Consider the following 23,179-nt stretch of genomic DNA (forward strand, 5'->3'; position numbering starts at 1 on the left):
AAAACAGAAAAGAGGCCCAATCAGGTAGGCTGACCGCCCTGAATGGCTCAATCAACCCGCTAATCTACCTCCTTACTTAGCCCATTATCCGCCTAAAACCCCGACAGCGGCCGCTGGGTGCTGATGGGCTCCACGGCCTCCACGACCGGCCGGCTGACCGGCGTTTCGTTGACGATGATGCCGCGGGCCCGGTTGCCCACTTTCCAGGCCTTGTAGGTCCAGTGGCGGTTGCCGGGGTTTTCCTGCACCAGCAGGCGGTACTGCGCGGCGGCTTCCGGATAGCGGCTCAGGCTTTCGAAGCTCTCGGCCAGCATCTGCCGGGCCCCGGCCAGGCGCGGCGAGCGGCGCAGCGCCCGCTGCAGGTGCAGCACCACCTCGGCGTAGCGGCGGGCCTTGTAAGAAGCCAGGCCCAGCCGGTAGTCGGCGCGGTAGAAGGTGGTATCGAGCTGCACGGCGCGGGTGTAGATGCGCACGGCGCTGTCGGGCTGGTTCTGCAGCTCAAACTGCCGGCCGTAGTCGTACCAGAGCGGGCCGAAGGTGGGGGCCACTTTCAGGCCGCGGGCCGCATACACGGCGGCGTTGGCCGGCTGGCGGTAGGCATTCGACAGAAAAGCCAGCTGGTGCAGGGTTTCGGGCTGGCGTGGGTCGCGGGCCAGACTGGCGCGCAGGTAGTCCAAGGCCTGGGCCGTATCCCGCAGTCCCACGTAGGCCATGCCTTTGTAGAAGAGGGCCGCTGTGTGGTCGGGTTCCTGCTGCAGGGCCCGGTCCAGGTAATCGACGGCGGTCTGGTACTCGCGGGCGGCCAGGTGGGTTTCGCCTACCAGCAGGTTCAGCTCGGCGGAGGCGTAGCCCCGGCGCGAGGCCACATCGGCCGCAGCCAAGGCGCTTTGCAGCTTGCCCTGCAACCGCAGGGCGCGGGCCTTAATGAAGTAGAACTCGCCTTTGGTGTCGTCGAGGTTCAGGGCTTCGTTGACGTCGCGCAGAGCGGGCTCCAGCTGGCCAGCATCGAGCCGGAAGGCGGCCCGGCGGGCGTAGAGCGAGGCATTGCGGGGCTGGCGGGCAATGGCGCCCTCCAGCTCTTCGGCCTGAATGCGGGGGCCGCTCTGCACCGTGGCCAGGTTCACCATGGTTTCGGGCTGGTCGGGCACGGAGGTGCCGCAGGCCGTGGCCAGCAGCACCGCCAGCGGCAGCAGCGGCCGGGCGGCACGCGCAAGAAAGGCAGAGGCAGAAGAAAAAGCAGGCATCAGCAGCAAAGATACGCAGCCGGCACCGCCGCTCAGCCAGGGGCCCACCTCTACTCTACCGCCCGGATATGGCGCTGCACCTGCTTCACCAGCCGCCGGTTGAGCTGGGTAAGCAGATTGCGGGAGCGGCGGCTTACTTCCAGCTCCTCGGCCGTTACGGGCGTCAGGGACACGGCATCCTGCAGGGCGGCCACGGCCTGGCGCTGGTGGCCCTGGTTGAGGTGCACGCGGGCCAGGTCGTAGGCGTACTGAATCTGCTGCGGGTCGAGGGTGTGGGCGTTGGTCAGGGCTTCCAGCGCCGCGCTGGTGCTGGCGCCGGTGGGCATGCCACCCAGAAACACCCGGCTGAAAATCCGCTCCAGCAGGTTGTAGTGGTCGACGCGGTAGTGCCAGCGGCCCAGCAGCTGCCAGGCCGGCGCGAAATCGGGCCGCTGCTGCACGGCCAGAAACACGTGCGGCTTCATCACCTTGTACGACAGCAGCCGGCTGCGAGCCGTGAGCAACGTGGCCTGGTTGGCCAGGGCCAGCGCCTCGGCGTAATTACTTTCGGCGCCATCAGGCCGCACCACCAGGGCCCGACTGGAGTAGAGCCGGGCCGTGGAGAAGTAGGCGGTTTTGCGGGTTTCGTCGGTGTAGCGTGCCCCAATCCGGACGCTGAGCACGGCGGCCTGCCACAGCGCCTCGTAGGTGGCCGGGGCGAGGGCCAGCACCTGCTCGTACTTGCCCAGCGCCTCCGACTCCTTGTATTGGGCCTGCAGCGTCCGGGCTTCTGCCAGCAGCCGCAGCACCTCGGCGGGCGGCGGGACTTGGGGAGCCACCACCAGCTTGGGTTTGGGCTTGCGGAACTGCGCTGCCGCGGGCGCCACCTGCAGCCCCAGCAGCACACTCACCAGCAAAATCATCCGGCCAATCGGCATTCCCATTCCTAAGCAGCTACAATCCGAACTGTAAAGCTGAGATTTTTCAGGGCAAAGCTCCAAATACCCGCCCGCCCCGGCGGTCATTCTTGGCCCGGCCGCCGGCCGTAAACGCAAAAAAGCCTCACCAGCCGGGCCGGTGAGGCTTTACAGAAGGCAGGCAGCAGGCCCGGAGTTGTGGCCGAATCAGTTAGCGAACCGCGGATTGCTGCTGCTTTGGCGCTTAAAACAGCTTGAGCTGCGACTTGGGCGTTTTGAGAATGGCCTGGGCCTGCGCAATGTCGGCTTCCGAAATATCCACGTCGCCGGTGGGCTCGGGCAGCGGCGTTTCCGGCGGGGCGGGGCTGGCCGCCGGCCGGGGCAGTGTGGCGGGGCCGGCTTTGCGCTTTACCTCGCGGCGTTCGGGCTCGGGGCCTTCGTCGGTGAGGAGCGTGAGGCCGTGGATGCGGAAGTAGTTGAGCTTGTTGCCCATGGCCTTCCAGCCTTTCACGTCGATAAACTCGTGCAGGCTGATTTTCTCGGTTTCCTTATCGGCCTTCTTGTCGCGCTGCAGCTTCACTTCCACCTGCGGCTCGGGGTTGGCCGTTACGGCCAGCATCTTGGAGCCTTTGGTTTCGGAAATGAACGTGAAGCGCTTGGCCACCGTGCTGGTTTCAATCTTGAACCGCTTCACGTAGTGCACCTTGGTTTCACCTTCCATGTACACGGTGCTGAGCACGGTATCGGGCTCCAGCTTGCGCAGCAGCACAATGTTGGGCACGTCGAAGTGAATGGCCGGGTCGGGCGCGGTCAGCTCGTAGGAACCATCCTTGAACACCACCAGAATGGTGTTGTCGGTATCGAAGGTGCCCAGGTAACGGCCGTGGCCGGCCGTGTTGAGGCGGCCCACCACCGAGTCGAAGAACACTTCCCGGCCGCCCAGGGTGGAGTCGCCGAGGCTTTTCTGGACTATTTTCTTGATGGGCTGCTTGGTGACGATGTTGCCCATCGAGCCTTTGCCTTTGATGGCCAGCTCGGCAAAGTCGAAGTCGAACTGCTTCACGCGGGCCGGGGCCTTGTCGGACAGCTGGATGCCCACAATTTCCGACTCGGAGTTGGGGTTGGCCGTCAGGTAGAGCGTTTTGGTGCCTTTAGTGCCCTTGGTCAGGTCGTACACCTTGTCGCGGGTGATGCCCGTGACGAGGAAGCGCTTGGCAAAGCTGATGCCCGAAGCGCCGTCCTGGTACACCATGTTGTACACCAGCCGGTCGTCGTTCTTGTTGTAGACGCCCACGTGCAGAATGTCCTTGCCCACGAAAGTCTTCTCGGCGATTTTCGTGACCGTGAACGTGCCGTCGCGCCGGATGGCGATGATGTCGTCGAGGTCCGAGCAGTCGCACACGGTCACGGCCTTCTCGTCTTTCTTGAGGCCGTAGCCGATGAAGCCGTCGGCGTAGTTCACGTAGAGCTTCTGGTTGGCCACGGCCACTTTCTGAGCGGTTACCAGGTCGAAGGTGCGCAGCTGGGTTTTCCGCTCGCGGTGCTGGCCGTACTTTTTCAGCAGCCCTTCAAAGTAGTTGATGGCGTAGCGCGTGAGGTTCACGAGGTGGTCGGCCACCTCGGCCACCTCGGTTTCCAGGCGCTGGATGTACTCCTCGGCCTTGAAGCCATCGAACTTGCTGATGCGCTTGATGCGGATTTCGGTGAGGCGCGTGAGGTCGTCCTCGGTGATGGCGCGGCGCAGCACAATGCGGGTGTCGTTGGCCTTGGGCTTCTCCCCTTCAATGCGCACAAACTTCTTCAGGCCGGCATCAATGGTCTGCAGAATGTCTTCCCAGGTTTCGCACTCCTCGATTTTGCGGTAGATGCGGTTCTCGATGAAAATCTTCTCCAGCGACGCCGAATGCCACTTTTCCTGCAGCTCGTCCTGCCGGATTTCCAGCTCACGCTCCAGCAGGCGCACCGTTTTCTGGGTGCTGAGCTTGAGCATGTCCTCCACCCCCACAAAGCGCGGCTTATCCTCGATAATCACGCAGGTATTGGGCGAAATGCTGATTTCGCAGTCGGTGAAGGCGTACAGCGCGTCCATGGTGAGGTCCGGCGACACGCCCGTGGGCAGGTGCACCTGGATTTCCACCTCGGCGGCCGTATTATCAACCACCTTCCGGATTTTGATTTTGTTGGCCTCCGAGGCCTTCACGATGCTTTCCATCAGCGCCGTGGTGGTGGTGCCGTACGGAATGTCGCGAATGACCAGCATGGTCTTGTCGGCCTTCTCGATGGTGGCGCGCAGCCGGATTTTGGCCCCGCGCAAGCCGCCGTTGTAGTTGGTCACGTCGCAGAGGCCGCCGGTCGGGAAGTCCGGAAACAGCTGGATTTCCCGGCCCCGCAGCACGTCGATGCTGGCCTTGCACAGCTCGCGGAAGTTGTGGGGCATAATCTTGGTGCTCAGGCCCACGGCAATGCCTTCCACGCCCTGCGCCAGCAACAGCGGGAACTTCACGGGCAGCGTGGTCGGCTCGCGCTTGCGTCCGTCGTAGCTCATCTGCCACTCCGTGATGTCGGGGTTGAACACCACGTCCAGCGCAAACTTGCTCAGGCGGGCCTCAATGTAACGCGGAGCCGCCGCGCCGTCGCCGGTGCGGATGTCGCCCCAGTTGCCCTGGGTTTCGATGAGCAGGTCCTTCTGGCCCAGGTTCACCATGGCGTCGCCGATGCTGGCGTCGCCGTGGGGGTGGTACTGCATGGTCTGCCCGATGACGTTGGCCACTTTGTTGAAGCGGCCGTCGTCCATTTCCTTCATGGCGTGCAGAATGCGGCGCTGCACGGGCTTGAGGCCGTCCTCGATGGCCGGCACGGCGCGCTCCAGAATCACGTAGCTGGCGTAGTCCAGAAACCAGTTCTGGTACATGCCGTTCACGGTGGCCACGTCGTGGATGGTTTCGCCGGGCGCGAACTTGGGCTCCTCCTCGGCTTCCTCGGCCGGCGCAATCGGCTCCGGCTCGGTCACGGCGTGTACGTCGGCGCTGGACTCGGCCAGCAGCAGCTCGCCGGACTCGTTCACCACGGACGGCGCGGCCTCGTCGGCCGGGGTTTCCGCATCGGCCGGCGCGGCCGGCGTGGCCCCGAATTCCACCGAATCGCCGGCGCCAAACAGGTTGGGCTGCTCTTCGGAATCAGGGGTCTGGGGATTGGTTTCTTCTGACATGGGGAATTATTGCTCTTGTACCTCTCTCCGGGGCTCAGGCAAGCGCCCGAAGGTTGAATTACTTATTCTAGCGCGTCATGCTTCGGCTGCGCTCCGCATGACGTTCTGCGTTACGCCAGGTCTTCCTCGGCCACTTCGGCCAGCGGCAGCACGTCGCTGGTCACCAGGTCTTTTTCCAGGCGCAGGTTGTCGATGATGAACTCCTGGCGGGCCGGCGTATTCTTGCCCATGTAGTAGGTCAGCACCTGCTGAATCGAGCGGTCAGACTGCAGAATCACAGGCTCCAGCTTGATGTTGTCGCCGATGAACTTGCCGAACTCGTCGGGGCTGATTTCGCCGAGGCCTTTGAAGCGCGTGATTTCGGGGTTGCGACCCAGCTGGCGCATGGCGGCCTGCTTTTCCTGCTCGGTGTAGCAGTAGATGGTGGTTTTCTTGTTGCGCACCCGAAACAGCGGCGTTTCCAGGATGAACACGTGGCCGTTGCGCACGAGGTCGGGGAAGAACTGCAGGAAGAACGTGAGCAGCAGCAGCCGGATGTGCATGCCATCCACGTCGGCGTCGGTGGCAATCACCACGCGGTTATAGCGCAGCCCCTCAATGCCTTCTTCGATGTTGAGGGCGTGCTGCAGCAGGTTCAGTTCCTCGTTTTCGTAAACAATTTTCTTTTTCAGCCCGAAGCAGTTCAGCGGCTTGCCGCGCAAGCTGAATACGGCCTCGGTTTCCACGTTGCGGCTCTTGGTGATGGAGCCCGAGGCCGAGTCGCCCTCGGTGATGAAGAGCGTGGTCAGGGCTTCGGCGTCCTGCTTGCCTTCGCCGAAGTGGAAGCGGCAGTCGCGGAGCTTGCGGTTGTGCAGGTTGGCTTTTTTGGCGCGCTGGTTGGCCAGCTTCTTCACCCCAGCCATGTCCTTGCGCTCCCGCTCGTTCTGCTCGATGCGCTTTTTGAGGGCCTCCGCGGCGGCGGGATTTTTGTGCAGGTAGTTGTCGAGGTGCTCCTTGACAAAGTCGAGGATGAAGCCGCGAACCGTGGGGCCGTCAGGGCCCATGTTCATCGAGCCCAGCTTGGTTTTGGTCTGGCTCTCGAACACCGGCTCCTGCACCCGCACCGAAATGGCGGCCACGATGGAGCCGCGGATGTCGGTGGCGTCGTACTCCTTCTTGTAAAACTCGCGCAGGGTTTTCACCACGGCCTCGCGGAAGGCCGCCAGGTGCGTACCGCCCTGCGTGGTGTACTGCCCGTTCACAAACGAGTAATACTCCTCGCCGTAGTCGTTGCCGTGGGTCAGGGCCAGCTCGATGTCCTCGCCTTTGAGGTGGATGATGTCGTAGCGGCGGCTTTCCTGGTCGATTTTACGGGCCAGCAGATCCAGCAGGCCGTTTTCGGAGTAGTACTTCTGGCCGTTGAAATTGATGGTCAGGCCCGCATTCAGGTACACGTAGTTCCAGATCTGGTTTTCCAGGTATTCCGGAATGAAACGGTAGTTGCGGAAGATGGAATCGTCGGGCTGGAACGTGAAGAGCGTGCCGTTGCGCTGGCTGGTTTTCACCGGCTTAGGGTCGCTGGTGAGGATGCCCTGGGCAAACTCGGCCGACTTCATCAGCCCCTCCCGGACGCTCTGCACCAAAAAGTAATTGCTCAGCGCGTTAACCGCTTTGGTGCCGACCCCGTTTAAGCCCACAGATTTCTGAAAGACCTTGCTGTCGTACTTGCCGCCCGTATTGATTTTGCTGACCACTTCCACCACTTTGCCCAGCGGAATGCCCCGGCCATAGTCGCGCACCTGCACGCGCTGGTCGGAAATCTTGATTTCGATGGTGCGGCCGTGGCCCATCACGTGCTCGTCGATGGAGTTGTCAATCACTTCCTTCACCAGCACGTAAATCCCATCGTCGTAGGCCGAGCCGTCGCCCAGCTTGCCGATGTACATACCGGGCCGCAGCCGGATGTGCTCCCGCCAGTCCAGGGAGCGGATACTGTCTTCGGTGTAGCCGTGGTCGGGGGTGGTGGCGGGTACTAGTTCTTCAGCCATGAAATCAGGAAATCGAAATTTAAGGTAAAATAACACAGAAAACCGGCGTTTTCCGCGCGCTGTTTACGCTAGCGAAGTTAGCATTTCCTTGTCTGAAAACCCAGCGCCGGACGGGTTTGTTCCCACATATTTTGCGCATACGCGGCTTTACGGTCCCTTTCACGCTTCTCTCACTCCCATTTTTTTAGTAAATGTTCCCTCCCGCTACCCAACATCACCTGCCGCCGTCGGGCCACAAACCTACTCCGGAGGTGCGCCAGACGCCCATTGTGCAGTTTGCTTTCTTCATGCTCGGGGCCGTGCTGCTGGTCTACTCGCTGAGACTGCTCGACGACATTCTGCTGCCGCTGCTGTTTTCGGCGGTATTCACGCTGCTGCTGCTGCCCATCTGCCGGTGGCTGGAGCTGCGGGGCGTGCCGCGCATTCTGGCCATCATTGTGTGCCTGCTGCTGGTGCTGGCCATCTTCACGGGCATCATTCTCGGGTTTGGCTCGCAGCTGGCGCAGTTCAAAAACGAGATTCCCAAGCTGCAGGTGAAGATGATGGAGTTTTTCACCAGCGCGCAGCAGTGGGCCCACAACCGCTTCGGCTACGAGCCCATGAGCGTAGACGACCTGAAGGAAACGTCCATCAAGGCCCTCAAGAAATCGGGCGGCTCGTACTTGGGCACCACGCTCAACACCACCTCGGCCGTGCTCGGCAACCTGGCGCAGGTGCTTATCTACATCTTCTGTCTGCTGCTCTACCGCGACCATCTGCGGCAGTTCATGTTCCGCTTTGTGGCCCCCGACAAGCGCACGTCGGTGCTGCACACCGTGGACAACATCCAGACCGTGGTGCAGGCCTACATTTCGGGCCTGATTAAGGTGATTATCATCGTGGCCATTCTCAACGGAATCGGGCTGCTGGTGCTGGGGGTGAAGTTTGCCATCTTCTTTGCCATCTTCGCCTCGGTGCTGGCCATTATTCCCTACATCGGCATCATGATTGGGGCCATGGTTCCGGCCATCATCACGCTGGTGGAAACCGGCTCGCCGGTGCAGGCGGCCCTGGTTATCGGGGTGTTTGTGGTGGTGCAGTTCCTGGAGGGCAACTTTATTACGCCTATGATTACCGGCTCGCAGGTGAGCATCAACCCGCTGGCTGCCATCCTGGCCCTGATTCTGGGCGCGGAGCTCTGGGGCACGCCGGGCATGATTCTAAGCATTCCGCTGATGGCCGTGATTAAAGTGGTGCTCGATGCCAACAAAACCACCGAGCCCTGGGGCTTCTTGCTCGGCGACACAGCCGATGGCGAAGACTCGGCCAAGGCCGGCAGTCAGGAACCAGGCGGCTTTCGCAAACTCTGGAACCGCGTCACCAACCAAACCTGACAGCTTTAGTGAAACCGCGCAGTTAGCCAGCGGAAAGGCTTAACTCTACAAATCGAGGGTGTAGGTGTCTGTGGTTTCGGCCGCCGCACCGAAACCCTCTTTTTGGTTTAATAGCCCTGAGTTGAGGGTACCCTGCACCGTGGAAATGCCAAATGACAAACGCCGAAACGCTGCTGGCTTGCAGCGAAGGAGTTCGGCCAGCACGGCATCCACGGCCCCCACCTGCTTACCACGCGGGCTGCCCCCGATGTACTGGGTGTGCACAAAGCCCTGGTGAACATCTTGGAAAACCAGCACCCCGCCCACTACCTCAGCCCCCAAGCGTGCCACCCACAGCTCCAGATGCCCAGGGTTCTGGTCGCGCAGGCGGCAGATTTCCGGCAGACTATGTACCGGAAGGCGGCCGTGGGTCTGATGCAGGTTGGTCGTCAGCAGCTCCCAAAAGGCTGCGTAATCGGCATCGGCGGCCGTGCACGCTACCACCACGCCGTGGTGGCGGGCCTTGCGCAGGTTGCCGCGGCGCCAAGTGCCAATGCGGAAGGGTTGGGTCAGGTCGATGACAGAGTTCAACTCGCGGCCCGCCAAGTGGGCGCCCTGCTGGTGCAGCCAGAACAGAACAGCGTCGGAAGGCTGCCGGCAGAACACCCGGGGCACCGGCTTGAGCAGCAATTGCCGAAACCCAGCGGCCCGCCAAGCCTCGCGCAACGCGTCCAGCCAGGCCAGCACATTGAGCGTTTTAGCGAGTCCGACCGTAACGAGGCCGCCGTAGGCCAGGCCGGGGTGGGCTACTAGCGTAGTGGAATCAGAAGCAGTGCGGGCGCGACCAGCCACAAACACCGCCCGTAGCCGCTCGCCCTGCCACACCAGCCACGAGCAGTCCTCGAACCGGTCGTGGTGGTAATCCAGATACGAGCGGCAAAATAGGAAAGGACCGTTAACCGAGGCCGCCACTAAGGCATCCCAGGCGGCGGCGTGGCCGGGCTGGTACCTCTCTACCCAGATAGCCGCATGCAGCGCGCCACTCATATGGGCACGCCCGTTGACTGACCGGTAGCGGCCAGCGCCCGAAATGCCGCATAGTTACGGATATAGCTAGCTTCTGAATAGGGCTCTGATACCAGGCACAGCAGCACGGACTGCGCTTGGAAACGCACGGTGCGCCAGTAAAGGCCTGGCAAGTAAAGGCCCAAATCGGGCCGGTCGAGCACAAAGTGCTGCTGCTCGCCGGCAGGCGTTTCCAGCGTGATATCGAGCCGGCCGCTCACGGCGATGAGCAGCTGCTGCAGCGTATGGTGGGCATGGTGGCCGCGCTGTACCTGGCTGGGCGTGTCATAAATCCAGTAGGAGCGCGCCACGGCAAAGGGCAGCAGCCCCTCAGACGCCACGCTCACCGTGAAGCCAGTATCGGCGCTGCCAGTGCAGGGCAGCGGCAGCAGGCACGGCAGAGAAGGCACGGCAGGCGTCGGGGGCATAGGGTTGGGAAGGCAACAACTGCCGGCAATACGGCCGGATCAATCAGCCAAAAGTAGTGCTTCTGGCCTTGCCACCCAACCGCCTGCCCTGGCAGCCGGCACTAAAGCAGTTGGTGCAGAAGGCCGGAATTTTATTCCGGCCGCGCACAACTCCCGCGCGGCCACCTTAGTATACCTGCTCAGTTCCGACCTGCTTTGGTTCGGAATTTTCCTCCCACTCAAACTACCATACCATGGCTGCTATCACCGGCGAAACCGCTCGCGCATACAACGACCTCGTAGAAATCAACAAAACTGCCGCCAAAGGCTATCAGGAAGCGGCTGAAGGTGTCAGCAACGCCGAACTGAAGTCCAAGCTGAGCCAAATGAGCCAGCACCGGGCGCAGTTTGCCGCTGAACTCACCCAACACGCCCAGCAACTGGGCATCCAGGCCGAGCAGGAAGGCACGGTAGAAGGCGTAATTGCCGATGCCGCCGCCGCCGTTCACCGTGGCTGGATCAATCTGAAATCGGTCGTAACCGGCCAAGACGACTCGGCTATTCTGGGTGAGTGCGAAACTGGCGACTCGGTGGCCCTGCAGTCGTACGAAACGGCCCTGAAATCAAACGAGCTGCCAGCTGGTGCTCGTGAAGTGATCCAAAAGCAGCACGGTGCCATCTTGTCTGACAAGAACTGGGTGACCCAGCAGAAAGCCAGCCGCTAATCTTTCGGAACTGCCTGGCAGTTCCCTACTGAAAAGCCCGCCTTGTGCGGGCTTTTTTGCGTTTGGCCCCTGGCACTCTCACTAAGCCAACACGTGCAACCTTCCGGGCGTGTATCTTTGTTACCAATTAGCTTAGCATCTTTTTTTACCCGATACCGCGCCGCTTTTGTACGCCATCATCGACCTTGAGACCACCGGGGGCCAGCCCACGCAGGACCGCATCACCGAAATTGCCATTTTCATTCACGATGGCGAAAAGGTGGTCGACCAGTTCGACACCCTGTTGAACCCGGGGCGCCCGATACCCTTTTTCATCACCCAGCTCACTGGTATCAGCGACGAGATGGTAAAGGATGCGCCCAAATTTCATGAGGTGGCGCGCAAGGTGGTGGAAATGACTGAGGGCTGCGTGTTTGTGGCCCACAACGTGCGGTTCGACTACTCGTTTCTGAAAAAGGAATTTGGCGACCTAGGCTACACATATTCGCGCAAAACGCTGTGCACGGTGCGCCTGAGCCGCTCGCTGATGCCGGGCCAGCCCAGCTACAGCCTGGGCAAGCTGTGCCAGAACATTGGGATTCCGCTCAATGGCCGCCACCGCGCCGCCGGCGACGCCGCTGCTACCGCCATCCTCTTCGACCGGCTGCTCAAGATCAGCCAGCAGGAAGAGGCGCTGACTCAGCCCGGCCTCTCCCCTGCCGATACCTTGGCCGCCGTGGATGCCAACGCCCCGGCAGGACGCCGCCCCGCCGGAGCGCCTGCCCGCGCTGCCCATACGGCTCCCAGCGCCTTGCCGGCCAGCTCTTCCGCCGACGCCCCGGCAGTAGTAGCCACTAAAAAACCTTCGGCCCGCAAGGTGAAAGCCGTGCAGGATGCCATCCGGACGGCGCTGCTGCCACCTAACATTACCCCTGAAAAAGTGGCCTCGCTGCCGCACGAGGCCGGCGTCTACTACTTCCACGACGAGAAGGGCGAGGTGATTTATGTGGGCAAGAGCATCAACATCTACAAGCGGATTCAGCAGCACTTTGCCATTGACTACAAGTCGCGCAAAAGCATCGAGTTCAAGAACTCGATTTCGGACATTACCTGGGAACTGACGGGCTCGGAGTTGGTGGCACTGCTCTACGAATCGCACGAAATCAAGCGCCTCAAGCCGCTTTACAACCGCAAGCTGCGGCGCTCGGTGTTTCCGGCTGGCATCTTCCTGCGCACCGATGAGCAGGGCTATAAGCGCCTCTACTACGGCCGCGCCGACGACCACTCCAACTCACACCCGCTGATTGCACTGGGCAATCAGTTCAAGGCCAAAGGCTTTCTGTTCCATAAGGTATCGAAGTTCAACCTGTGCCAGAAGCTCTGTGACCTGTACAAAACCAATGGCTCCTGCTTTGACTATCAGGTGCACCGCTGCAAGGGCGCCTGCCTGGGCCTGGAGCCCGCCGAGGAGTACAACAAGCGGGTGGAAGAAGCCATCGAGAGCTTCACCTATGAGCACGGCTCGTTCGTGGTCATCGGGCAGGGCCGCCGCGACGACGAGAAGACCGTAGTAGTGGTGGAGCATGGCCGCTACCTCGGCTTCGGCTACGTGGATACCGAAACCTTCACGGCCCGCCGCCTCGACGATTTCAAGGAGGTCATCAACCGCTACAACGACAATAAAGACGCCCAGCAAATCATCCGGCAGTATTTGCGCACCTCGCACAAAGACAAGGTTAAGGTGTTCAAATAGCATCTGTTAGGAGCCGCTAGACTTCTTACTCCGCCCTCTCGGCGGAGTATTTTTTTGCCCTGGCATTTTATAATTACTATTATTTATTTAAATTTTACAAATAAATCAACTACCTATGAGTCCTGAAGTTGGCAGCAGCGGTGCGGGCCACCAAGGCGCGCCGCCCGCCATGCCCTGCCTGTTGGGCCACTAACCTGCTGTATTCTATGACTGAGCGTAACGAATTAATTAATAGCTATTTTTTCGCCAAATACATGGTTATCATACAATTAAGGAATGTACAATTACTCAACGCATAGGTTTTACTACTTACCAGGACTCTACCCATGAATAAGCTAGTCTACCCCTACCAGAAGTCGTTGTATTTTCATAACAGCCTAGCAAACATCATCGAGCACCCGTGCCGCTACGTGCAGGTGGAATGGCAGCCCACGCCCATGTTCAGTGCCAGCCTGCGCGAGGTGCATGAGCAGCTGCTACAGCTGCTGAAAGAGTCGCAGCTCAGCAAAGTCCTGTCCGACAACCAGATGATGCCGGCCATCATGCCCCACGACCAGGACTGGCTGGCCACCGACTGGGCCCCGCGGGCCGTGCAGGAAAGCGGCTACCGCTACTGCGCCATCATCAACCCGCACGATGTATACAACCGGCTGGCTACCACCGACCTGGTGCAGCGCGTGCGGGGCAGCGTGGCGCTGCGCGTCTCTCACTTTCAGGATTATGACTCGGCAACCCGCTGGCTGCTGAGCAATACTATGGCTTAGGCCGGGCTATGGCCGGCGGCCTGCTGGCATTCGCGCAGCCACTGCACCGCGCTGGCTTCGTCGTTGAAGCGCCGCATGTGGTAGGTCTGGGTGGGGCTGGTTTCGTTTTCCTGAAACACCGGCAGCTCCTGCGTGATCTGCTGGTAGTAGGGCGAGAGCAACTGGCTCAGGAAGGCATCCTGCCCCAGCTGGCTGCGCAGCGTGGGAAAAAACTCCTGAAATCCCCACTGCGTTGTGGCGGCATCGGCTGGCTTGCGGCGGCGGCCATCGAGCAGCCAATAGGGGCAATTGGTCTGGCGCGCGGCGGCCAAAATCTGGTAGTATCCCTCCCGCGTTTCCGGCGCCGAAACTTCCCGCAGCCAGCGGGCCACCAGCATGTTCAGGTCGGGGCGAAAGGAGACGGACAGATAATCTGAAACAGAAAGTGCGAGCATAGCAACCAGAAAGGGGCGCAAATGTACACTGGAAATGCACTTCTGCTACCTACCCGGCAGCAGTAGCTTTCGAAGCCCGGGCCGAGGCTAATACAGCCGGTGCCGCAGCAGCCAGCCGGCGGCATCAAACTCGTTGGCCGCCGGCGTATACTTCTCCACTTTCACGGTGCGGGGCAAGGTCAGTGTGTTGCCGTCGCCGCTGTCGAAAACCTTGGTGCGGGTAGAAGTGGGAGCTGCCGGCCCCAGCACCACATCCTGCCCGGCGCCATCGTAGAGGTGTAAGGTCATGCCGGACGGAGGCAGGGTACGCAACTCAAAAATATCATTACCGCCCAGGCCAAAGAGCTTCAGGGTGCTGGTTTCCCCGATCCGGAAGGTGCGCTGGCCAGCCAGGCTGTCGGGGTGGGTGGCGTGGCGCAGATACACGCGCACACGCACCTGCTGCGGCATCGGCACATCCACCACAAAACGCTCTGGCCGGTCGGTGCCCGGCAGCTCTACGTTGCGCGCCAGCAGCGAGTAAAACTTATCGGCAACGGCCGGCAGCTGGCTGCGGCGGCCATTGAGCTTCTGCTCGAACTCCTGCCCTACCAGTCCATACACCTCCTTGGGCCAGACGCTGAGCGCCTGCTGTATCACGGTTGGCGAGAGCTGCTGCTGCAGCGAATCGGCAATCTGCCGGAAATCCTCGCGCGAGAGGTACACCAGCAGCGACTTGTCCATGGGCCGCGCGGCGCGGTTAAGGCCTTCCACGTCGGCCAGCCGGATTTGCTCATCAAACGTCTGGTAGTTGGATTTCACCCAGCCGATGATATGGGTGAAAAAGCCGTCGTTAAACTTGAAAAACGCGTGGTCCCGGTCGCGCGGGATGGGCCGGTAGCGGATTCCGCCGTCGGGGGCGGCAAAACTGGCCCAGCGCCACTGGTCTTCCCGGCGGCTCCAGTCACCGAGCCACATATCAAAGAGCCGGGCCCGCAGATAGTTGCGGGCATCCACCCGAAACTGCGGGCTGGCCAGCAGGTTGGTGAATACTTTGCGGGAGCTTTCCACCCGCGTGGAGTTGCCGAAGCTGGCCACCAGGCTTTGGTCGCCCTCAGGCCGCTCCTCCAGTAGGTACAGCGCATTAGCGAAGCTCTGGCGGAACTCCCCCAGGCCCGGGTCGTCGGCGAGGTACACCAGCCGCGGGTTGGTGTGGTAGACGCCGGCAGCCTGCGCCAGCCGCGGTACAATGTACGCCCCGTAGGGGTTGATGACGCTGGTCTGGTCCTTCATTAGTCGGCCAATCGGGCCGTCCTGCAGCCCTTCCGGCAGGGCCTTGGTAGCGTCCTTATCGACGGAGCGCAGCACGTACTGCACCCCGTTGCGGTCGACGAGGCGCAGGTTTTTGGTTTGAAATGACCCTCCTTCCTGCACCGGCGTCAGCCCCCCTGGCACAGCCGTGCGCAACTGCACGATAGGCACCGTGACGGGCAGTGCCCACAGAGCCCGATAATGCCGGCCCCAGAAGAAATTATGGATGCTTGAGCGTTCGTACTGCGGCCCGGCCGCCACCTGCACCGTCGAGTCGGACAGGACCCGCGCTTGTGGCCGGGCCGGCGGCGCGGCCGGAGCCGTGCAGGCGTGGCACAACAGAGCTGTACACAGCCCCCCGGCAATCAGAATGCGGGAATTCAGTGAAAAAAACGACACGCAGCAAAACGGTAAGATGACAGCCGAACAGATGGCCCGCCCTTATAGCGTAAACCCGGCCGCAGGGGTTGGCATCGGGCACCTGCCTGCCACCCAAGCGTTGCTGCTCGGTATTACCCTAACTACTGCGGCATATCTGCGTTCAAGGACTCCAGTTGCGCATTCCGCCCCGCATGATTTCTCGCTACGCTCTGCCTTTTCTGCTGCTGACCACGGTTGGCTGCGCCCGCCAAACATTTTTTCAGCCTGATGCCCGGCCGAACACAGCCAGCCTTCGGCCAGATGCCGATAGTGCGCAGGTAACAGCCGGCCGCCACTACCGGCGGGGGGCGCTAGGCCGCGTTTTGCTGGGCCGCCACCACCGCCCGGCTTGGGTGCAGCCGGTTACGCTACCTGTACTGAACCCAGCCACTACTGTGCCGGGCGGACTGCGCGCCGGCAAGGTGGGAGGTGGCTTCCAAACCATTAGCATGACGGTGGTTGGGGCCGATGGCCGCGGCTACGCTCTGCGCTCCGTAGACAAAGACCCCTACCGCACGCTGCCCAAGGTGCTGCGCCACACGTTTGTGCTGAACCTGGTGCGCGACGCTACGGCGGCCGGCCACCCCTATGGAGCCTTTGTGGTACCGCCGCTGGCCGAAGCCGCCGGGCTGCATCATACCAACCCGCGCGCCTACTACGTGCGCAACGACGAAACCGGCCTGGGTCCGGCTTCGGAGCGCTACCGGGGCCGAGTGGTGCTGCTGGAAGAAAAGCTGGAAGGCCGGCAAAATATTGCCGGGCGCCTGCCGGGCGCCACCGAACTGGAGGAAAGCGACAATATGCTGGCTGAGCGCTACCAATCGCCAAAGCACCGCATCGACGAAGCTTCCTTTCTGCGTGCCCGCCTGCTCGACCTGTGGCTCGGCGACTGGGACCGGCACGAGGGCCAGTGGACCTGGGCGGCCTATCCGCAGGCCGACGGCCGCACCCGCTGGGAGCCAGTGCCGCAGGACCGCGACCAGGTATTTTTCAGGTTTGATGACGGGCTGATTTCCTGGCTGGCCAGCAAGGCGGTGGCCAAATTCCGCACCTTCGGCCCGCAGTACCAAAGCATCGAAGGCTACACCCGCAATTCCCGCTACATCGACGAGCACGTGCTGACTGAGCTGGACCGGGCCACCTACATGAGCACGGCCCGCGACCTGCAGCGCCGCCTTACGGATGCCGTGATTGAGCAGGCGGTACGCCAGGGTCTGCCCCGCGAGGTGTACGCACAGGAAGGCACGCAAATGATAGCCGCCCTGCGCGCCCGCCGCGACAAACTTCCGCAGGCCGCAGCCGACTACTACGCCCTGCGGGCCCAGGAGGTGCTGGTAGCCGGCACCGACGCCGACGAGCGGTTTGTGGTGGAACGCCTCACCGACTCAACCACCGTAGTATCGGTGTATGAAATTGACCCGCCGGCCAAACGGGCCGATTCGCTGCTGTACCGCCGCGTGTTCAATCCTACCGACACCCGCCAGGTGCTGCTACACGGCCTCAAAGGCGACGACGTATTTGAGCTGCGAGGTACTGTGCGGCGCAGCCCGCTGATCAGCATCTACGGCGGCCCCGATGAAGACCAGGTGCGTGACGCGTCGAGGGTGACTGGCTTGCAACGCAAAACCCGCTTCTATGACACCAGCCGCAACAACGACATCGAACCCGCCCCGGAGCTCAAGGACAAGACCTCGCACGGCGTCGAAAGCCACGCTTTCGACCGGGACGGCTCGGGAAGATGATTTCAAGTAGAAATTGAGAATTAAAAATTGGGCCGTTCAACCTCTCCCGATAGGAAGTGTTGAACGGCCCAATTTTTAATTCCCCTTATTTCCCTTCCAGCTCGGCCAACATTTCCAGCACCATGTGTTCGGTGGGGGTCAGCAGGTCGTTTTTGGCGGGGTTGGCATCGTGGCGGCGCAGGTAGTCGATGAGTTTGTCGGAGTTGAACAGCTCCATCACCTGCGGGTGGATGTAGTATTTCGAGCACACCGTGGGCGTATTGCCTAGGTCGTGAGCCACGTCCTTGAGGGCGCGCTTTAAGGTCTTGGGCTTCGGAAAATCGGGCTCCTCATCCAGCACCCGCTCCAGGCACTCCACCATCTTCACTGTGCCGCCCCAGGTGCGAAAGTCCTTGGCCGAAAGCTTGAGGCCCGTTACCTGCTGCAGGTACTCGTTCACGTCGCCGGACTCCAGTTCCTGTCGATGGCCGTCGGGGGTGTAATACTGGAACAAGTGCTGGCCCGGAATTTCCTTGCACTTCTGCACCAGTTTGGCCAGCTTCCGGTCGTGCAGCGTGAGGTCATGGGCCACGCCTTTCTTTCCCACGAAGGCAAAACGCACGTCGGCGCCGCTTACCTGCACGTGCTTGTCGCGGAGGGTAGTGAGGCCGTAGGTTTTGTTTTTCTCGGCGTACTCACGGTTGCCAACTCGGATAAACGACTTGTCCATTAGCGTGAGCACCAAGGCCATCACCTTCGGTTTGTCTAGCGCTGGGCGGGCCAGGTCTTTGTGCATCTGGGCGCGCAGGTCGGCCAGCTTCTCGCCGAAGGCCCGCAGGCGGCTGAACTTGGTGAGGCTGCGGGCTTGGTCCCAGGCGGGGTGGTAGAGGTACTGCTTGCGGCCCTTGGCGTCGCGGCCCGTCACCTGCAAGTGGGTATTGGCCGAGGGCGAAATCCAGACTTCCGTCCAGGCCGGTGGAATCACGAAGCCCTGGATGCGGGTCAGCACTTTTTCGTCGGTGATTTTGTCGCCGGCCACGGTGTGGTAGCTGAAGTTGCCGGTGCGGGTGGCTTTGCGGGTCAGGCCCGGCTTGGCATCGGTGAAGTAGCGCAGGCCGGCCAGCTCGGCCTGCCGGGCGGGGTCTTTGTAGAGCTCGTGGGCTTCCTGCAAGGGTAGCAGGTGCTTCTTTTTGGTTTTGGGGCGGGCAGTGGTAGTAGACATAAACAGGCCGATAAGTCCCGGCTAGAACAGCGCGGGTAGGGTGCATGTACGCAAAGCAGCCGGGAAAGGTGAACTGTCCGCCACCTGAGCCGCGCCACGCAGGCAGCCGGCCGGAGCAGTCTTTTTTTCCGGCTGATCTGCAGCCAGATGCCAACGGTTTCGCCGCCGTCACATCCATCCACAGAACCTTTGCGAACCGGCCTGCGTGTTTCTGGCATCGTTTTTTCTTTCGGCAGCTCACTGCTCACTCGTTTCATTTCCACTGTTCGCCTCCCTTCCAATGCTACACCTACTGCGTAAACCCTGGCTTCTTTTCTCTTTGGCTGCCACCCTCGGCGGCACGGCCGCCTGCTCTTCCGATGGCGGCGACGGCGTGGTGCTGTTTTCGGTGGAAGACGACAAAGCCCTGGGCCAACAGGTGGCCGACCAGACCGACTCCACCTACCGCGCCAAAGACCAGCTGCTGGAGCGCAGCCGCAATCCGCGCGCCTACCAGCTGCTCGATGGCGTGGTGAACAAGGTGCTGAACTCGGGTGAGGTGCGCTACCGCAACGAGTTTCCTTGGGACGTGAAAATCATCAAGGACGACGCCGTGCAAAACGCCTTTGCCACGCCCGGCGGCCACATCTACGTGTTTTCGGGCCTGATCAAGTTTCTGGATAATGAAAGCGAGCTGGCTGGCATCCTGGGCCACGAAATTGCCCACGCTGACCGCCGCCATACTTCCAAGCAGCTGCAGCAGCAATACGGCATCAGCTTGCTCTTGAGCTTGCTAGCCGGCGACAACCCCAATCAGCTAGTGCAGATTGCCACCGGCCTCGGCCAGCTCAAGTTCAGCCGCGACGATGAAAACGAGGCTGACCAGTACTCGGTCATCTACCTCAACAAAACCGAATACGCCTGCGACGGCGCGGCGGGCTTCTTCATCAAGGCCGAAAGCCGGAACCAGAACGGCAACCCGCCGGCCTTCCTGAGCACCCACCCCGCTCCGGCCACCCGCATTCAGGACATCCAAACCAAAGCCGACCAGCTGAACTGCCGCAGCCGCTCGGTGTCGAACAGCAACTTCGAGGAATTGAAGCGCATCATCTAACCTGGCCCAAAGCCCCAGGCTTAACAAAAAGGCCGGCCGCGTATGCAGCCGGCCTTTTTTATGGTTACAAGAGCCAAAAACGCGTTTTAAAGCATCAAATTAGATGATTTGCGCGTACTTGCCTGCATGTCTCTGCTCAACCACCTTGGCAATCTGGCCGAACGCGCCGATTCTCTGCTGACCCGTACCCGCGCCCGGCTGGGTTTGCTACACCCGCTGCAACTGCTGCCCTACCGCAGCTACGGCACTCCCACGCGCCTCTACGTGAAAGGCCGTCTGCTCACCGACAAAGGCATTACCGAGCCCGACGCCTCCGACTCACGCCTGCACAACCTGCTGAACATGTACCGCCGCTTCGACAGCAACGAAATCAGCGGCGCGCAGCTACTCGTGCAGCCCGCCGACGGCTCCCAGCACCCGATTGTGACCGACGAGGAAGGCTATTTCACCCTGAATCTAGAGCCCCAAAGCTTGCCCGAGCCGGTGGACTACCTCTGGTACCCGGTGGAAGTGCTGCTGCAGCAGGTGCCCCACCCCTACACCGCCACCGACCTGCGGGCCATGGCCCCGGTCCTAATTCCGCCCGCCGACGCCGAGTTCGGCATCATCTCCGACCTCGACGACACCGTTATCCAGACTTCGGCCACCAACCTGCTGCGCATGGCCCGCACGGTGCTGGTGCGCAACGCCCGCTCGCGCCTGCCTTTCAAGGGTGTGGCCGAGTTTTACCGGCAGCTGCAGCTGGGCCGCAACGGCAAGCGCAACAACCCGTTTTTCTACGTCAGTAGCTCGCCCTGGAACCTCTACGATTTGCTGGAAGACTTCCTGCAGCTCAACTACATTCCGCCCGGCCCACTGCTGCTGCGCGACGCCGCGCTGGCCGCCAAAAAGTCGGGCGAGGCCTCCTCGCACCACGGCCATAAGCTCAAGGAAATCGACAACCTGCTGCTCACCTATCCCACGCTGCCGTTCATCCTCATTGGCGACTCGGGCCAGGAAGACGCCAACATCTACCGCGAGGTGGTGCGCCGCCACCCCGGCCGCGTGCTGGCCATCTACATCCGCGACGTGAACCTGCCCGAGCGCGCCACCCTCGTGCAGCGCGTGACCGAAGAGCTGCGCGACGATAAGGTGGAGATGCTGCTGGTGCAGGACACCGTGCAGGCCGCCGAACACGCCGCCAAAGCCGGCTTTATTTTCCACGAAGCCATTCCAGCTGTAGAGCAGGAAAAACAGAAAGACGAAGCCGCCGACACCGAAGACGACCTCGACGGCGAAGGAGATGGTAAGCCGGTGATGCAGTAATTTCCTGTCATTGCGAGGACGAAGGACGAAGCAATCCTTCCTCTCTGTGAGACAAGCCACCCTAAGCAGAAAGCCCTGCGGCGTTAGTGGACTACACTATTGCCGGAGGGCTTTTCTGTAAGGAAAGTTTTTCAGCAGATAGAGGAAGGATTGCTTCGCTTCGCTCGCAATGACAAAAAGCGCCCTAACTCGAATGGTCAGCCACGATTACCCAATGGCCATTCAGGCGGCGCAGCACCAGCAGGTAGTGGCCCTGCAGGTCGCCGGCGGTGGGGCGCGTGAGGTGCCAGCGGCCGACTACCTGCGCCGTTTCCGGGGTCAGGGGTGTGATGCGCAGGCCGTCGAAGCGGAGCTGGCCCATGGCCTCGGGGCTGGGGTAGCTGCGGCGGTAGTTGTCGAGGGTGCGCTGCCAGCCGTAGGTGAGGCCACTTTTGCCGATGAACACCAGCGAATCGTTCTGCCAGTAGCCCTGCATGAACCCGGCCACGTCGCCGCGGTTCCAGGCGGCGGTTTGGGTGGTCAGTAGCTGCTCGATGGCGCGGCGCGTTTCGGCTGGCGCCTCCGGCGGGCCCGTCGGGGAAGTTGGGCGGCTAGCAGAACAAGCCAGCAGAACGCCCAGCGGCAGGATTGCAAATCGTTTCATACAGGAAGAGTAACGCAGGTACATCAGAAAGCCCTAAGGTGCAAACTACCGGTGAATTCGGCGCCGTGTTGGCGCCGGAATTAGTCCAGCAGCTCGCGCACGTAGGCCGTGCCGCCTAGGCGGCGCATGTTGCGCACCACGCGGCGCTGCTTGGCGCGGGCCTGGGGCCCTGGGTTGCCGGCCCGGAACCGCAATGGGTTGGGCAGCACCCCAGCCAGCAGCGCGGCTTCTTGGCGGTTGAGGCGGCTGGCGGGCTTGCGGAAGTAGCGCTGCGAAGCGGCCTCCACCCCAAAGGTGCAGTCGCCCATTTCGGCCACGCTCAGGTACATTTCCATGATGCGGCGCTTGTCCCAGAGCAGCTCGATGAGCACCGTAAAGTAGGCTTCGGCCGCCTTGCGGATGTAGCTGCGGCCGTGCCACAGAAACACGTTTTTGGCTACCTGCTGCGTGATGGTGCTGCCGCCGCGCAGCTGCTTGCCGCCCCCAAAGTTGTACTTGGCCGCCTTCCAGAGCGCGTTGCCGTCGAAGCCGTGATGCAGCAGGAAGCGCTGGTCTTCGGCCGCAATCAGGGCCAGCGGCACTTCCGCCGACACTTCGTCGAGGCTTTTGAAATGGTAGCTGATTGTACGGTCGTCTTCCTGAATGCCGTAGTAGCCCAGGCCAACGGGCGCGTGGGCGCGGCGGTCCAGCATCAGCCATGTGGCCGGCGGCGATACCCAGCGGTAGAGCAGCACCCAGGCAATCGAGGCCAGAAATAAGGCCACTACTACCTGCAGGGCCACCTGCCGGGCCTGCCGCCACACCTTGGTATAGTCCGTTGTCACGTCCGGAGATAAGTAAAAATCTGCGAGGATTGCAGCGGCCCAGATGGCCGTAGTACCCGTAAAAGTAGCATTTTCGGAGCCATAGGCCGACATGTTTCCGGTTTTCGCCTACCTTTTCGCTATATCGTTGTTAACAAGCCATGTCGCGTCTGCTAGCCCTGTTTCCGCTTAATTTGGTGGTTTTTCCCGGCGAAAAACTCAACCTCCACATCTTCGAGCCGCGCTACCGCCAGCTGGTGCGCGACTGCCTGAGCGAAGGCATCACCTTCGGCATTCCGCCCTACCGCAACGAGGCCGTGAGTATGCTGGGCACCGAGATGCAGCTCATCGGGGTCGAGAAAAGCTACGACAGCGGCGAGCTGGACATCCGCACCCGCGCCATCGGCGTGTTCCGCATCGAGGAGTTCTACCGGCAGGCGCCGGGCAAGCTTTACGCCGGCGGCCTCATCGAGGAAGTAGCCGACGACAACACGGCCGACGTGCTGCTGCAGGCCCGCATCACGGCGCACGTAGAGCGGCTCTACGATGTGCTGGGGCTGCGCAAGCTGATGCAGGAGCTGCCGGCCGACTACCGCGTGTATGACGTGGCGCATCATCTGGGGCTGAGCACCGAGCAGGAATTTCAGCTGCTGGAGGCTGAAACCGAAACCGAGCGCCAGGAGCTGGTACTGGAGCACCTGGAGCACATTCTGCCCGTGCTGCTCGAAACCGAGCGACTCAAGGAGCGGGTGCGCCTCAACGGCCACTTCAAAAACCTGACGCCGCCGAATTTCTGATTTAATGCAGTCAGCCGTCGGCGCTGGGCCG

19 protein-coding genes are annotated in these 23,179 nt (G+C 61.6%); 8 read left to right on the plus strand and 11 right to left on the minus strand.

Annotation, left to right across the window (positions count from 1 at the left end; genetic code table 11):
* Positions 1–92: 92 nt before the first annotated feature.
* From N008_RS18050 to N008_RS18065, 4 genes are all read right to left on the minus strand, one after another.
* On the minus strand, positions 93–1,244 hold the full coding sequence (locus N008_RS18050) for a tetratricopeptide repeat protein (RefSeq protein WP_156109391.1): 1,152 nt from the start codon (positions 1,242–1,244) through the stop codon (positions 93–95).
* 50 nt (positions 1,245–1,294) lie between these two features.
* Positions 1,295–2,167, minus strand: a complete 873-nt coding sequence (locus N008_RS18055; RefSeq protein ID WP_156109392.1) for a hypothetical protein — start codon at positions 2,165–2,167, stop codon at positions 1,295–1,297.
* A 217-nt stretch (positions 2,168–2,384) separates the two neighbouring features.
* Positions 2,385–5,348 (minus strand): DNA gyrase/topoisomerase IV subunit A, encoded by a 2,964-nt coding sequence (locus N008_RS18060; RefSeq protein WP_081910878.1) that lies wholly within the window; start codon positions 5,346–5,348, stop codon positions 2,385–2,387.
* Between the two features lie 110 nt (positions 5,349–5,458).
* On the minus strand, positions 5,459–7,375 hold the full coding sequence (locus N008_RS18065) for a DNA topoisomerase IV subunit B (RefSeq protein WP_044017742.1): 1,917 nt from the start codon (positions 7,373–7,375) through the stop codon (positions 5,459–5,461).
* A gap of 191 nt (positions 7,376–7,566) precedes the next feature.
* Here N008_RS18065 and N008_RS18070 point away from each other — a divergent pair, with 191 nt between their 5' ends.
* Positions 7,567–8,748, plus strand: coding sequence for an AI-2E family transporter (locus N008_RS18070; protein ID WP_081910879.1), 1,182 nt, complete (start codon positions 7,567–7,569; stop codon positions 8,746–8,748).
* Between the two features lie 45 nt (positions 8,749–8,793).
* Here the strand turns inward: N008_RS18070 and N008_RS18075 are convergent, their stop codons facing one another.
* The gene (locus N008_RS18075) at positions 8,794–9,774 is read right to left on the minus strand and encodes a GNAT family N-acetyltransferase (RefSeq protein ID WP_052381709.1); all 981 of its coding nucleotides are present in this window, start codon (positions 9,772–9,774) and stop codon (positions 8,794–8,796) included.
* A complete protein-coding gene (locus N008_RS18080; RefSeq protein WP_052381710.1) occupies positions 9,771–10,220 on the minus strand; it encodes a sugar 3,4-ketoisomerase in 450 nt (149 codons plus the stop codon). Before N008_RS18080 ends, N008_RS18075 begins: the two co-directional genes overlap by 4 nt.
* Before the next feature lie 233 nt (positions 10,221–10,453).
* Between N008_RS18080 and N008_RS18085 the strand changes: the two genes are divergently transcribed.
* The 3 genes from N008_RS18085 (at position 10,454) to N008_RS18095 (ending at position 13,420) form a co-directional block, all read left to right on the plus strand.
* Positions 10,454–10,924 carry a PA2169 family four-helix-bundle protein gene (locus N008_RS18085; protein ID WP_052381711.1) on the plus strand — a complete coding sequence of 157 codons (471 nt, stop codon included), beginning with the start codon at positions 10,454–10,456 and terminating at the stop codon, positions 10,922–10,924.
* A gap of 166 nt (positions 10,925–11,090) precedes the next feature.
* The gene (locus N008_RS18090; RefSeq protein ID WP_044017743.1) at positions 11,091–12,656 is read left to right on the plus strand and encodes an exonuclease domain-containing protein; all 1,566 of its coding nucleotides are present in this window, start codon (positions 11,091–11,093) and stop codon (positions 12,654–12,656) included.
* A gap of 326 nt (positions 12,657–12,982) precedes the next feature.
* On the plus strand, positions 12,983–13,420 hold the full coding sequence (locus N008_RS18095) for a hypothetical protein (protein WP_044017744.1): 438 nt from the start codon (positions 12,983–12,985) through the stop codon (positions 13,418–13,420).
* Here N008_RS18095 and N008_RS18100 read toward each other — a convergent pair.
* Complete coding sequence (locus tag N008_RS18100; protein ID WP_156109393.1) at positions 13,417–13,854, minus strand: hypothetical protein; 438 nt, start codon at positions 13,852–13,854, stop codon at positions 13,417–13,419. The two genes, N008_RS18095 and N008_RS18100, sit on opposite strands and share 4 nt — an antisense overlap.
* An 87-nt stretch (positions 13,855–13,941) precedes the next feature.
* Positions 13,942–15,543, minus strand: coding sequence for a hypothetical protein (locus N008_RS18105; RefSeq protein ID WP_044017746.1), 1,602 nt, complete (start codon positions 15,541–15,543; stop codon positions 13,942–13,944).
* Between the two features lie 173 nt (positions 15,544–15,716).
* Here N008_RS18105 and N008_RS18110 point away from each other — a divergent pair, with 173 nt between their 5' ends.
* The gene (locus N008_RS18110) at positions 15,717–17,306 is read left to right on the plus strand and encodes a hypothetical protein (RefSeq protein ID WP_156109394.1); all 1,590 of its coding nucleotides are present in this window, start codon (positions 15,717–15,719) and stop codon (positions 17,304–17,306) included.
* An 85-nt stretch (positions 17,307–17,391) separates the two neighbouring features.
* On the opposite strand, the gene N008_RS18115 is transcribed toward N008_RS18110, so the two are convergent.
* Entirely contained in the window at positions 17,392–18,507 is a 1,116-nt protein-coding gene (locus N008_RS18115) for a DNA topoisomerase IB (RefSeq protein WP_044017747.1), read from the minus strand.
* Between the two features lie 319 nt (positions 18,508–18,826).
* Between N008_RS18115 and N008_RS18120 the strand changes: the two genes are divergently transcribed.
* Together N008_RS18120 and N008_RS18125 are read left to right on the plus strand one after the other, a co-directional pair.
* Entirely contained in the window at positions 18,827–19,600 is a 774-nt protein-coding gene (locus N008_RS18120; RefSeq protein ID WP_231569743.1) for a M48 family metalloprotease, read from the plus strand.
* A gap of 126 nt (positions 19,601–19,726) precedes the next feature.
* Positions 19,727–20,905: an App1 family protein gene (locus N008_RS18125; RefSeq protein WP_044017749.1), complete on the plus strand. Its 1,179-nt coding sequence runs from the start codon at positions 19,727–19,729 to the stop codon at positions 20,903–20,905.
* Between the two features lie 184 nt (positions 20,906–21,089).
* Here the strand turns inward: N008_RS18125 and N008_RS18130 are convergent, their stop codons facing one another.
* Both N008_RS18130 and mtgA read right to left on the minus strand, forming a co-directional pair.
* Positions 21,090–21,548: a YybH family protein gene (locus N008_RS18130; protein ID WP_044017750.1), complete on the minus strand. Its 459-nt coding sequence runs from the start codon at positions 21,546–21,548 to the stop codon at positions 21,090–21,092.
* 80 nt (positions 21,549–21,628) lie between these two features.
* Complete coding sequence (gene mtgA / locus N008_RS18135) at positions 21,629–22,372, minus strand: monofunctional biosynthetic peptidoglycan transglycosylase (RefSeq protein ID WP_052381713.1); 744 nt, start codon at positions 22,370–22,372, stop codon at positions 21,629–21,631.
* 140 nt (positions 22,373–22,512) lie between these two features.
* Here mtgA and N008_RS18140 point away from each other — a divergent pair, with 140 nt between their 5' ends.
* Entirely contained in the window at positions 22,513–23,148 is a 636-nt protein-coding gene (locus N008_RS18140; protein ID WP_044017751.1) for an LON peptidase substrate-binding domain-containing protein, read from the plus strand.
* The last annotated feature ends 31 nt before the right edge of the window (positions 23,149–23,179 follow it).

Source organism: Hymenobacter sp. APR13 (genome assembly GCF_000737515.1).
In the GTDB taxonomy this organism is placed as follows: Bacteria; Bacteroidota; Bacteroidia; order Cytophagales; family Hymenobacteraceae; genus Hymenobacter.

What these genes read in the sequence shown, in the direction of transcription:
- N008_RS18055 (WP_156109392.1), bottom strand. Translation starts at nt 2,167, where the DNA reads ATGGGAATGCCGATTGGCCGGATGATTTTGCTGGTGAGTGTGCTGCTG.
- N008_RS18100 (WP_156109393.1), bottom strand. Translation starts at nt 13,854, where the DNA reads ATGCTCGCACTTTCTGTTTCAGATTATCTGTCCGTCTCCTTTCGCCCC.
- N008_RS18050 (WP_156109391.1), bottom strand. Translation starts at nt 1,244, where the DNA reads ATGCCTGCTTTTTCTTCTGCCTCTGCCTTTCTTGCGCGTGCCGCCCGG.
- N008_RS18125 (WP_044017749.1), top strand. Translation starts at nt 19,727, where the DNA reads ATGTCTCTGCTCAACCACCTTGGCAATCTGGCCGAACGCGCCGATTCT.
- N008_RS18115 (WP_044017747.1), bottom strand. Translation starts at nt 18,507, where the DNA reads ATGTCTACTACCACTGCCCGCCCCAAAACCAAAAAGAAGCACCTGCTA.
- N008_RS18075 (WP_052381709.1), bottom strand. Translation starts at nt 9,774, where the DNA reads ATGAGTGGCGCGCTGCATGCGGCTATCTGGGTAGAGAGGTACCAGCCC.
- N008_RS18110 (WP_156109394.1), top strand. Translation starts at nt 15,717, where the DNA reads ATGATTTCTCGCTACGCTCTGCCTTTTCTGCTGCTGACCACGGTTGGC.
- N008_RS18080 (WP_052381710.1), bottom strand. Translation starts at nt 10,220, where the DNA reads ATGCCCCCGACGCCTGCCGTGCCTTCTCTGCCGTGCCTGCTGCCGCTG.
- N008_RS18095 (WP_044017744.1), top strand. Translation starts at nt 12,983, where the DNA reads ATGAATAAGCTAGTCTACCCCTACCAGAAGTCGTTGTATTTTCATAAC.
- N008_RS18060 (WP_081910878.1), bottom strand. Translation starts at nt 5,348, where the DNA reads ATGTCAGAAGAAACCAATCCCCAGACCCCTGATTCCGAAGAGCAGCCC.
- N008_RS18140 (WP_044017751.1), top strand. Translation starts at nt 22,513, where the DNA reads ATGTCGCGTCTGCTAGCCCTGTTTCCGCTTAATTTGGTGGTTTTTCCC.
- N008_RS18085 (WP_052381711.1), top strand. Translation starts at nt 10,454, where the DNA reads ATGGCTGCTATCACCGGCGAAACCGCTCGCGCATACAACGACCTCGTA.
- N008_RS18065 (WP_044017742.1), bottom strand. Translation starts at nt 7,375, where the DNA reads ATGGCTGAAGAACTAGTACCCGCCACCACCCCCGACCACGGCTACACC.
- N008_RS18070 (WP_081910879.1), top strand. Translation starts at nt 7,567, where the DNA reads ATGTTCCCTCCCGCTACCCAACATCACCTGCCGCCGTCGGGCCACAAA.
- N008_RS18130 (WP_044017750.1), bottom strand. Translation starts at nt 21,548, where the DNA reads ATGAAACGATTTGCAATCCTGCCGCTGGGCGTTCTGCTGGCTTGTTCT.